8 protein-coding genes and 1 pseudogene are annotated in these 8,765 nt (G+C 63.6%); all 9 read right to left on the reverse strand.

Features of this window, described 5'->3' with window-relative positions; genetic code table 11:
- Window positions 1-43 precede the first annotated feature (43 nt).
- Window positions 44-1,258: an acetate kinase gene (locus JCM12178_RS15870; protein ID WP_054652814.1), complete on the reverse strand. Its 1,215-nt coding sequence runs from the start codon at window positions 1,256-1,258 to the stop codon at window positions 44-46.
- Window positions 1,255-3,378, reverse strand: a complete 2,124-nt coding sequence (pta, locus tag JCM12178_RS15875; protein WP_054652816.1) for a phosphate acetyltransferase — start codon at window positions 3,376-3,378, stop codon at window positions 1,255-1,257. Before pta ends, JCM12178_RS15870 begins: the two co-directional genes overlap by 4 nt.
- A gap of 139 nt (window positions 3,379-3,517) precedes the next feature.
- The gene (locus JCM12178_RS20050; protein ID WP_245628828.1) at window positions 3,518-4,360 is read right to left on the reverse strand and encodes an FAD-dependent oxidoreductase; all 843 of its coding nucleotides are present in this window, start codon (window positions 4,358-4,360) and stop codon (window positions 3,518-3,520) included.
- A complete protein-coding gene (locus JCM12178_RS20055) occupies window positions 4,258-5,610 on the reverse strand; it encodes a (Fe-S)-binding protein (protein WP_245628827.1) in 1,353 nt (450 codons plus the stop codon). Before JCM12178_RS20055 ends, JCM12178_RS20050 begins: the two co-directional genes overlap by 103 nt.
- Before the next feature lie 24 nt (window positions 5,611-5,634).
- Window positions 5,635-6,209 (reverse strand): annotated as a pseudogene (locus tag JCM12178_RS15885) (electron transport complex protein RnfA).
- A gap of 18 nt (window positions 6,210-6,227) precedes the next feature.
- A complete protein-coding gene (gene rsxE, locus JCM12178_RS15890; RefSeq protein WP_054652818.1) occupies window positions 6,228-6,905 on the reverse strand; it encodes an electron transport complex subunit RsxE in 678 nt (225 codons plus the stop codon).
- Window positions 6,906-6,935: 30 nt separating this feature from the next.
- Entirely contained in the window at window positions 6,936-7,511 is a 576-nt protein-coding gene (gene rnfG / locus JCM12178_RS15895; protein WP_054652821.1) for an RnfABCDGE type electron transport complex subunit G, read from the reverse strand.
- 5 nt (window positions 7,512-7,516) lie between these two features.
- Complete coding sequence (locus JCM12178_RS15900; protein ID WP_054652823.1) at window positions 7,517-8,467, reverse strand: RnfABCDGE type electron transport complex subunit D; 951 nt, start codon at window positions 8,465-8,467, stop codon at window positions 7,517-7,519.
- A 3-nt stretch (window positions 8,468-8,470) separates the two neighbouring features.
- A partial coding sequence (locus JCM12178_RS15905) for a 4Fe-4S dicluster domain-containing protein (protein ID WP_157054965.1) occupies window positions 8,471-8,765 on the reverse strand: 295 nt, incomplete at its 5' end.

An 8,765-nucleotide genomic window follows, 5' to 3' on the forward strand; every position in this document is an offset into this window, starting at 1 on the left:
CATTAGCTCCATTGTTTTGGTATTGAACCAGTATAAGTAAGGATTAGTGTTTGTTCTCGACGAGCGCCCGTGTCGCCTGCGCGATCTCGAGCTCCTCGTCGGTGGGGACGATGAGAACCGCAACCTCGCTGTCACGGGCGTGTATGCTCCTCGTGCCCGGTCTGCGGGTTGTGTTTTCGTCCGAATCCAGTCTGACGCCCAGCCGCTCAAGCCCTTCACAGGCAGCAGCACGGACGAATTGATCATTCTCCCCTATGCCGGCAGTAAATGCAATGGCATCCACCGTTTTGAGAACGGCCATGTATGCGCCGATGGTCTTTCGCACCCGGTAGGTGAACATTTCAAAGGCCAGTTGCGCATCTTTGTCGCCTTTTTCGCGGGCGGCGTGGATGTCGCGAAAGTCGTTTTTTCCGCAGATTCCGGTCAGGCCGCTCTCCTTGTTCAGCACCGAGTCGATCTCGGCCAGTGAGAGCTTGCGGTGTTTGGCCACAAAGGCGTGGATGGCCGGGTCGATGTCGCCGCAGCGGGTGCCCATCATCAGGCCCGCCAGCGGCGTGAAGCCCATGGTTGTGTCCACGCAGCGACCCTTTTCCACGGCGGCCATGGAACAGCCGTTGCCCAGATGCACGGTGATGAGGTTCGTTTCCCCGACCGCCTTGCCAAGGTGGTCGCAGGCGGCCTTGGTCACGTACTTGTGCGAGGTGCCGTGGAATCCGTACTTGCGGATTTTATTCTCGGTGTAGAACGCCTTGGGCAGCGGGTACATGAACGCCTTTTGCGGGATGGTCTGGTGAAATTCCGTATCGAACACGGCCACGCCCGGCGTGCCGGGGAAGAGCTCTTCGGCCACTTCGATGCCCGTGAGGTTGGCCGGGTTGTGCAGCGGGGCCAGAGGGATGGTTTCGCGGATGGACTCGATCACTTCCGGCGTGATCAATTCGGGCTTGCTGAACCGCTCCCCGCCCTGAACCACGCGGTGGCCGAGGGCGTCGATCTCGCTAAGGGAGCGCAGCACGCCCCATTGCCCGTCGGTAAGTTTTCCGGCCATGAGCCGCATGGCGGCCTCGTGATCCTTTACGCGCACATCTTCGCTGTTCTTGCGGTCCGGCCATTCGTCCGGGTGGTTCTGCTGGCTGACGGTCCCCGTTTCCTCGCCGATGCGCTCGATGACGCCGTTGGCGATGACGCTCCGGGCGTCCATGTCCAGCAGTTGGTATTTGAGCGACGAGCTTCCGCAGTTGATGACCAGTATCTTCATGATGCGTCCTTTTCCGCCTGCGCCTGAATGGCGGTGATGGCGACGGTGTTGACGATGTCCCGGATGCGGCAGCCCCGGCTGAGGTCGTTGACGGGCTTGTTGAGCCCCTGCAGGACCGGGCCGATGGCCGTGGAGCCGGGAACGGCACGCTGCACGGCCTTGTAGGTGTTGTTGCCCGTGTTCAGGTCCGGGAAAATGAAAACCGTGGCGCGCCCGGCCACGTCACTGTTAGGCATCTTGGTGCGGGCCACCTCCGGGTCCACGGCCGCGTCGTACTGGAGCGGCCCTTCGATGGGCAGGTCGAGGCCGCGTTCGGCAGCCAGTTCGCGCGCGATGGCGGTGGCCTCAACCACCTTCTGCACGTCCTCGCCCGACCCGGACTCTCCGGTGGAGTAGGAGAGCATGGCAACGTAGGGGGTAACGCCGAAAATCCTCGCGGTCTCGGCGGAACTCAGGGCGATTTCCGCAAGTTGCCGGGCGTTGGGGTTGGGGTTCACGGCGCAGTCGCCGAAAACCAGCACGCGGTCGCCCATACACATCAGGAAGACGCTGGAGACGATGGAGGCGTCCGGCTTGGTCTTGATGAACTCGAATGCCGGGCGGATGGTCTGGGCCGTGGTGGTCACGGAGCCGGAGACCATGCCGTCCGCGTCTCCGGCCTGCACCATCATGGTCCCGAAATAGGTGGGGTCGCTCATGCGGTCCCGGGCGTCATCCATGCGAAGCCCCTTGTGCTTGCGGGCTTCGAAGTAGCGCGTGGCATAGTCCTCGAACCGCTCCGACTCAGCGGGCGCGATGATGGTCGCGCCGTTTAGATTCACGCCGAGGCGGGAGGCCTGCTCACGCACCGTTGCCGGGTCGCCAAGGAGGATGACGTCCACCACGTCGCGGCGGATGAGAATCTCTGCCGCTTCCAGAACGCGGTCGCTCGCGCCTTCAGGCAGGACGATGCGCTGCCGGGCGGTTTTGGCCATCTCGATGAGGTTGTACTCGAACATGAAGGGCGTGACTTTGTGCGACTGGGCCGCGCCGAGGCGGTTCCGCAATTCTGCGGTGTCCACGCAGGACTCGAACAGGCCGATGGCCGAGGCTATCTTGGCCGGGTGTTCCGGGTCGATGGTGCCGTGCAGCCCCTGCAAAAGCTGGGTGGCCCTGAAGGTGTGGTCCTGCACGCTGAGAATGGGCAGCGGCACGCCGGTCCAGCCTTCGATGAGCCGGTGCACGGTGGGTGACGGCTCAAGCCCGCCGGTGAGGACCATGCCCGCAATGTCTCCGTATTCCGAGGACTGGCGCGAGGTGATGCTGGCGAGGATGATGTCCGAGCGGTCGCCGGGCGTGACGATGAGGCTGCCGTCCTTGATGTAGTTCAGGAAATTTCCGATATGCATGGCCGCGGTCACGAAGTTGTCCACCTGCGTGTCCAGCCTGCCGTGGCCGTAGAGCACCTTTGCGTCGAGCCATTTGATAACGTCGTGGATGGTCGGGTTGCCGAGCCGTTTGTCATCCGGGATGACGTAAGCAAGCAGGGGATGGCTGGACCGGGTCTTTTCGGTGATGTCCCTGAGCGTTCCCTCGGGCAGGTCGCCGGAGGCGCGGTTGACCACCAGCCCCATGACTTCAAGGCCTTTTTCCTCGAAGGTCTCGATGGTCCGCTGGGCCGAGTCCGTGATTTCGGTGGCGCTCTTGTTCAGCCCGTTGACCACCAGAAGCACCGGACAACCGAGGTTGGAGACGATGGAGACGTTGATCTCGTATTCCAGCGCGGCGTTGCCCCCGATGTAGTCGGTTCCTTCGCAGAGCACGAAGTCGTATTCCTTTTCAAGCTGCTTGAACTTGCTCAGGGTGTTTTCGAGCAACATGGCCTGCTGGCCTTCGTTGAGCAGCCGCCGGGCTTCGCTGAGCGTGTAGCCGTAAGTCTCCTCGTACTCCATGTCGATGTTGAAGTGCTTGAGGATCAGGTTGATGTCGTGATCCGGGCCTTCGTCGACATGGTCGCTGATGATGGGGCGGAAGAAGGCCACGCGCCGGACATGGGCTCGCAGGAGCTGCATCACGCCGAGGACGATGGCGGATTTGCCGCTTCGGGCTTCGGTTGCCGCTATGTAGAGACTCTTGGACATCAATCGGTTCCTTTGGTGCCCGGGAGGGGGAGGACCGTCCATTGGGGTGGCTTCCGGACGGTCCCCCCGGTTCATGCGCCTTCAGGGATGTGGGGGCGAGAGGCTGCATGAAGATTTCAACCCGGGCAGATGCTGGTTGCTAGCTTTTGTCGAACGACCTCGCGTCAACGGCATCGTCGCCGTCGTAGCAGATCAGGCCGCAACGAAGGCAGCGGTCCGCTTCCTTGAGGGCTTCCCCTTCGGTGAGCGCGCCTTCCACCTCGCTGAAGGTGCAGTTGCGGTCGTCGCCGTGGCACAGGTGCGGCATCACGGCCCGGCCCTTGCGCTCCACGTTGTCGATCTCCTTGAACAGGGTGTAGGGGATCATCTCCTTCTGCGTTGTCTCCGGCACGGGGACGCTTCCCTGCGTGATGTGATAATGCATGGAGCGCGCGGCCTTTCTGCCGTCGCCGATGGCCGAGATGACGAGGTCCGGTCCGGTGTAGACGTCGCCTGCGGTGAACACGCCGGGAATGGCGGTTTCGAACGTGTTCTCGTCCGCGATGATCGTCTGCCAGCGGGTGGTCTCGAAGGGACAGGTCTCGGCGTTCTCGTCGTACAGGCAGGAGATGTCCGGCTTCTGGCCGATGGCCGGGATGATGAGGTCGGCTGCCATGAGCGTCTCGGAGCCTTCCTTCTTCACCGGTCTGCGGCGGCCGGAATCGTCCGGTTCGCCCAGTTCCATCTCGTAATATTCGAGGTGCGTGGCCTTGCCGTTCTCGTCGCCCACCACTCGGGCAGGGGCGGCGAGGAATTTGAACTTCACGCCTTCCTCTTCAGCACCCACTATTTCTTCCGGATTGGCGGGCATTTCCTTTCTGGTGCGCCGGTACATGAGCGTCACCTCCGCGCCGAGGCGCACGCAGGTCCGGGCCGCGTCAATGGCGGTGTTGCCGCCGCCGACAACGATGACATGCTTGCCGGTCTCGGGCGTTTGACCCAGCGCGTGGGCCGTGAGGAACTCGATGCCGCCCATGACGCCGTCAAGGTCTTCGCCCTCGGCGTACATGCCGCCAGCCTGCCACGCACCGATGCCGATGAAGATGCTTCGAAGCCGTCGGCCTTGAGCGATTCAACGGTGAAGTCGCGGCCGAATTTCGTGTTCAGCTTCGCTTCGACACCGAGGTCGAGGATGCCTTGAATCTCCCAGTCGAGGTCGGCCTTGGGCAGCCGGTATTCCGGGATGCCGTAGCGGACCTGACCGCCGAGCGCGGGCATGGCCTCGAAGATGGTGGGGTGATGACCGAGGCGGCGCAGGAAATAGGCGCAGGAGAGTCCGGCCGGGCCGCCGCCGATGATGGCGACCTTCTTGCCGGTGTCTGCGGCGCAGGGAACGGCCAGTCGGGAACCGGAGTAGAGCTCCCGGTCCGCCACGAACCGCTTGAGCATGTTGATGCCCACCGGGTCGTCCACGAACTGGCGGCGGCATTCGGTCTCGCACGGCCTCGGGCAGACGCGCCCGCAGGTGACGAGCAGCGGGTTGCGCTCCTTGATGGTCATGACCGCGCCATCGTAGTCACCGGCTTTGATCTGCTCGATATACTTGGGGATGTTTATCTGGCCCGGACACTTCTGCCTGCACGGGGCAAGGCAGTCGCTGGTCTGGTTCAGGTGCAGCAGGCGCGCGGACATGCCGGATACGGCGATGACGCCGCGCGGGCAGGCGTCCACGCAGTTGCCGCAGGCTTTGCACTCCTCGGGATCGATGACCGGCAGGCCGTCGGGACCCATGTGGATGGCGTCGAACGGGCAGGCCCGGACGCAGCTACCGAGGCCGAGGCACCCTTCCGGGCAGGCCTTGGGCTCCGCCATAAAGCTGGTGGGCCGCGCGCAGTCGAGCGCGCTTCGTAGTGGAAGGAGTCTTCGGCGCGGGTGCCGCCGGTGCAGTCGCGAATGGCGAGCTCGGGTTCGCGTTCGATGACCTCCTGCCCCATGATGCCCGCCACGGTACGGCTGGTTTCCGGGTCGGCCACGATGCAGACCGTTGCCCGGAGCCTTGCCCGCCACGATGGCTGCGGCAGCGCCGGAACAGCCGGGATAGCCGCAGCCGCCGCAGTTGGCGCCGGGCAGATTGTCCTCGATGAGCGCGATGCGCGGGTCTTCCTTGACGTAGAGCACCCGCGAGGCGACGCCGAGGATGGCGGCTGCGAGCAGCCCGATGCCGAAGAGGGTGAGTCCTGCTGTGAGTATCATGATTCCGTCCTGATATATTGCTCGTTAAATCATGCCCTTGAAGGCGAAGAACGCCAGTGACATCAGCCCGGCCATGACCAGCCCGATGGGCGTGCCGTGCATGGCGATGGGCAGCCGCCTGACCGCGAGGCGTTCACGCAGCCCGGCCAGCAGCACGAGGGCGATCATGAAGCCCAGCCCGGAGGCGAAGGAGAACATGACGGTCTTGAAGAGGCCGAACTCCTCGCGCTGGCAGATGAGCGCGATGCCCATGACCGCGCAGTTGGTGGTGATGAGTGGCAGGAAGATGCCCAGCGACTTGTAGAGCGGCGGGACCATCTTCTTGAGAAACATCTCCACGAACTGCACCAGCGAGGCGATGACCAGAATGAAGGCCAGCGTCTGGAGGTAGCCGAGGCCGAAGGCTGGAGAACGTATTCCTGCACCAGCCACGTGATCGCCGCCGCCATGACCGCCACGAAGACCACCGCGCCGCCCATGCCCACTGCCACGTTCGATTCCTTGGACGTGCCGATGAACGGGCAGTTGCCGAGGTACTGGGCAAGGACGATGTTGTTGACGAACATCGCTCCGATGAAGAGAAGGAAGTATTCCTGCATAATCGTATCCTTGCGTGGTTAGCAGTTGGAGGCGGAGCCGCACGCGCCGCAGGAGCCGCAGTCGTGGGTGGGGCCTTCCACGGCCCGCAGCCCTTTGCGCCTGCGCCGGACGTTTTCCGCGAAGTTCATGATGCACAGCAGCACCCCGAGGCTGACGAACGCGCCCGGTGCCTCGACCATGAAGCCGAGCGGCTCGAAGCCGGGCCAGACCACGTTCGTGCCAAAGATATGTCCGGTGCCGAGTCCCTCGCGCAGCGCGCCGAGGAAGGTCAGCGACATGGCAAAGCCCACGCCCATGCCGAGGCCGTCCGCCACCGCCAGCAGGGGCGGGTTCTTGGAGGCGAACGCTTCGGCCCGGCCGAGGATGATGCAGTTGACCACGATGAGCGGCACGAAGATGCCGAGCTGCTGGTAGAGGGGGTAGGCAAAGGCCTGCATCAGCAGCTCCACGGCCACCACCAGCGAGGCGGATATGGCGATGAAGCAGGCGATGCGCACCTTGGCCGGAATGAGTTTTCGTACCAGCGAGACGAGCAGGTTCGACAGCGTGAGCACGAAGATGACCGCCACGCCCATGCCGAGCCCGTTATCCGCCGTGTTGGTGACAGCGAGCACCGGGCACAGACCCAGCACCAGCTTGAACGGCGGCAGGTCTTTCCAGAGACCCTTTGAGAATTCCTTCCACAATCTGTTCATGACTCTCTCCGAGTGATTGGCGTTGCGGGATCAGGTCCAGCCGTCTGCAAGCCGCTGCTTGAGGGACTTGTATATGCTCACGGCCTTTTGCACGGCGGCGGTGGTGCCGGTGGAGGAGATGGTCGCCCCTGCCACGGCGTCAATGTCGCCGCCTTGTTTTTTGAGTTCCACGCTTTCGATGCCGTGGCCCTTGAACTGGGTGGTGAAGCCGTGTTCCGCAACGCGGGTGCCCACGCCGGGCGTCTCCTTCATGGTGGTGATGCCGATGCCCGAGAGGGTGTCCGAGTTGACGTCGAAGCCGACCATGACGCCGATATCGCCGCCGTAGCCCTTGCCCGAGGTCTCGAAGGCCACGCTCATGAGGCGGCCGTCCTTGATGGCCGGGAAGGCCGTGACGGTTCTGCCGCCCATATCGAAGTCCTTGCGGTCCTTGATGGGGTCGTTGTCGTAGCCGCTCAACACGGTCTTGATCGCCGGAGCCTGTACATAGGTCAGGACCTGCTCCTCGATCATGGGCTCGGTGGCCTGCTTGAGCGCGGTGAGCGAGGTTCCGGCAAGACCGCAGATGATCGAGAGCACTGCCATCATTTTCAGAATGTCGTTCATGGCGATTACCTCTTTCCAAAGGGCTTCGGGCGGATGCGCTCGAAGGCCGGGGTGAACAGGTTGGCGAGCAGGATGGCGAACGGGACGCCGTCGGGGTAGGCACCGTAAACGCGGATTATGACGATCATTACGCCCGTGAAGAGGCCGAAGAGCAGCATGGGGATCTGCCTGTTCGGCGAGGATGGTCCGTCCGTGGCGAGGAAGAACGCGCCGAACATCACCGATCCGGTGAACAGGTGGAAGGCCGGGGAGGCGTATGTCGTCGGGTCGATTGCGTGGAATATGCCTGCGCTGATGGCCACGCCCGCGATGACGCCGACAGGGATGATCGAAGTGATGTGCTTCTTCATGAGCAGGAAGATGCCGCCCACTACCACGCCTGCGATCTGTACTGCGCCAAGGCCGCCGAGCTGGTGGCCGAGGACGAGTTCACGGGTTTCCGTGACGGTCACGGCCTGCAGGCCGAAGTTCTTGAGCTGTGCCAGCGGGTAGGTCATGTCCATGGTCAGCATGGAGGCGTCGATGTCCATGGCGGCGGGCCAGGAGACGCGGCACACGGCCCAGCCGATGAGCGGGGCGCAGAACGGGCTTCCGCCGAGGCCGCCGAACATCATCTTGCCGAGCACGATCGAAATTGCGCTTCCGCCCGCCACCAGCCACCACGGGGCGGAGGCCGGGAGCAGGAAGGCGAAGCACAGGCCCGTGAAACAGGCGTGCAGGTCGTGTATCTGGCTCTCGCGTTCCATGAAACGGTCCGAGATGGCTTCGGCGAGGACTGCGGCGGCGACGGACAGGGCCATGACCCGCACGGCGGCCATGCCGTAGGTCGAGACAGCCATTCCCGCAGCCGGGACCAGCGCCAGCAGCATGTTCAGCATCCGGCTCCGGACCGTTACGCCGCAGTGGCGGTGCGGCGGGGCGGAGACGGTGAGGGCAAAGGGGTGCAGTGGCTTCACAGCTTATTCCTCCCCGGTTTTGGCTTGGGCCAGCGCCAGTTCGTTCTTGGCCAGCCGGATGTATTGGAGCATGGGGCGCTTGGCGATGCAGAAGAATCCGCACAGCCCGCACTCGAAGCAGGCGTCCACGGATTCGGCTGCCGCCTTTTCGTACATGCCGAACTCGGCGTAGCTGCTGATCATGGATGGATCGAGCCGGGCCGGGCAGCGGCGGACGCATTCCCCGCAGCCGACGCAGGGCGCGTCCTCGGCAACGGTGGAAGGGTTTTTCATCAGTGAGACGCTGGTGGTCGTCGCG

It is taken from the genome of Salidesulfovibrio brasiliensis JCM 12178, from assembly GCF_001311825.1.
In the GTDB taxonomy this organism is placed as follows: domain Bacteria; phylum Desulfobacterota; class Desulfovibrionia; order Desulfovibrionales; family Desulfovibrionaceae; genus Pseudodesulfovibrio; species Pseudodesulfovibrio brasiliensis.